The organism is Massilia sp. TSP1-1-2 (assembly GCF_049896185.1).
In the GTDB taxonomy this organism is placed as follows: domain Bacteria; phylum Pseudomonadota; class Gammaproteobacteria; order Burkholderiales; family Burkholderiaceae_D; genus Telluria_A.
Genome location: NZ_JAFCTU010000076.1, coordinates 1 through 1,883, shown reverse-complemented (window position 1 = coordinate 1,883; position 1,883 = coordinate 1). Strand labels below are relative to the sequence as shown.

Here is a 1,883-nt window from a genome sequence, read left to right as displayed (position 1 = left end):
CTAGCCTGGATTTTGCATAAAAAAGGGCAAGAATGCCGTAAGTGCTTGATATGATGTGAGTATCTCGAAACACACTAACCAAAACGAACGCCACCTTGCCCGACATGAATTCTACCCCAGAGCAGCTCCGTTTTGCGTCCATTCCTGCTCACAGCGTCCGAGCCGATTTTGCTGGCGGCGGTTTGTCATCCGACCTCGGCCCGGTTCTGTTGCGCGGCATCGACCTTCAGATTGGCTTGACCGAGCGTCTCGCTGCCGCCTTGCCTGACCGTCGCCATCAGAGTTATGTCGACCATTCGTATCACGATATTCTGACGCAACGCATCTATCAAATTGCATGTGGCTACGAGGACGGCAACGACTCGAACAGCCTGCGCCACGACCCGATGTTCAAGCTTGGCGCGGCGCGCCTTCCGTTCGACGACGAGGCAACGCTGGCGTCGGGAGCGACGATCTCGCGTTTCGAACATGCCGCCAGACGCCGAGATATTTACCGCGTCAGTCAAGCACTCATGGAACAGTTTATTGCCGGCTATTCCAGTCCCCCAAAGAGCTTGGTGCTCGACCTGGATCACTCCGAGGATGCGTGCTATGGCCAGCAGCCGCTGGCGTTCTACAACCACCACTATCGGTCGACCTGCTATCTGCCGCTGATGATTTTTGATGGCAAGTCCGGCGGCTTAGTCGCCGCCGTTCTGCGTCCAGGAAAAAGGCCGTTCGGCGAAGAAAACGCCATGATCATGCGCCGTGTTTTGAAACTGATTCGCTACCATTTCCCCGATACTCACATCCTGGTCCGTGGCGACGGACACTTCAGCGGCCCCGAATTAATGCGCCTGATTGACAGCATGCCGAACATTGACTTCATCTTCGGTTTCTCCTGCAACGTCAAGCTGCTTGCGATGGCTGAGCCAACAAGGCTTCGTGCCTGCGATCTTTGGGCACAGGTGCAAACACAGGACCTAGTGTAGTGCGTCATAAATAATAAGACTTATTATATATATGCATGTATCCTTGTCATATGGAGGGGAAATCATGCGTGTAGCGATGAAAGTTGAGTTGACGGAAGCGCAGCGTGGGGAGCTGGAAACGCATGCGTGCGGGAGAACAACGGCAGTTCGCTTAGCCGAACGAGCGAAGATGATCCTACGCGCTGCAGATGGCGCGACGGATGAGCGCGTGCAAGATGTTTGATGGCTTTTGAGGGAGTTTTGTGCAGAATAACTGAGGTTTTAAGGCTGAGCGCCCTCAAAGAGCTTGACCAGCAAGCCCTCTGAGGACGAGTCTCTGGTTTCTGACACCGTTGAGACGAGTCCATTATGTGCCAATCCGTCCTTCGTGATCCAGCTTTCTTTGCGTTGTTGCTGCGCATCGATCAAGAGCACGCCGCCGAGGTCCGTCTTGGCCGCTGCGCCTGCGGCGGTCCGCTGCATCAAGCCAATTATGAACGCAAGCCGCATGGCGGCCCCGGCAGTTCTGGCGTCGACACCTTGCGTCTGAGTTTTTGTTGCGGTAATTGCCGCCGCCGCTGCACGCCGGAGTCGGTGCGCTTTCTTGGTCGGCGCGTGTACTGGGGCGCGATAGTGCTGCTGGCCACGGCGCTATGTTCCGGCCTGAACCTGCGGCGGGGTCATCAGCTCTCCGAGCAACTGGGCGTCCCCGTGCGCACAATACGACGCTGGCGCGAATGGTGGCTGACCGGGTTCACAGCCAGCGCGCTCTGGCTTGACCTGAAAGGCCGTTTCCTGCCGCCCATCGCCGCCTCCGAACTGCCGGGTGCGTTGCTGGGCCGGACCATCGCCGCTGGCGATGCCGATGCACTGACGCTGGTCATGCGCTGGATCGCGCCGCTTTCCACGATAACCGAGGGGCGCTAAATGGGA

Annotated in this window: 2 protein-coding genes and 1 pseudogene; all 3 read left to right on the top strand. The window is 57.5% G+C overall.

Features of this window, described 5'->3' with window-relative positions; translation table 11 throughout:
- Positions 1-104: 104 nt before the first annotated feature.
- The 3 genes and pseudogenes from ACP7BV_RS26830 to ACP7BV_RS26820 all read left to right on the top strand — a co-directional run bounded on the left by ACP7BV_RS26830 (position 105) and on the right by ACP7BV_RS26820 (position 1,877).
- The gene (locus ACP7BV_RS26830) at positions 105-971 is read left to right on the top strand and encodes an IS1380 family transposase (protein WP_426107948.1); all 867 of its coding nucleotides are present in this window, start codon (positions 105-107) and stop codon (positions 969-971) included.
- A 64-nt stretch (positions 972-1,035) separates the two neighbouring features.
- Positions 1,036-1,182: pseudogene (locus ACP7BV_RS26825) on the top strand (IS630 family transposase); the annotation flags it as partial.
- A gap of 137 nt (positions 1,183-1,319) precedes the next feature.
- Positions 1,320-1,877 (top strand): hypothetical protein, encoded by a 558-nt coding sequence (locus tag ACP7BV_RS26820; protein ID WP_426107947.1) that lies wholly within the window; start codon positions 1,320-1,322, stop codon positions 1,875-1,877.
- Positions 1,878-1,883: the final 6 nt, after the last annotated feature.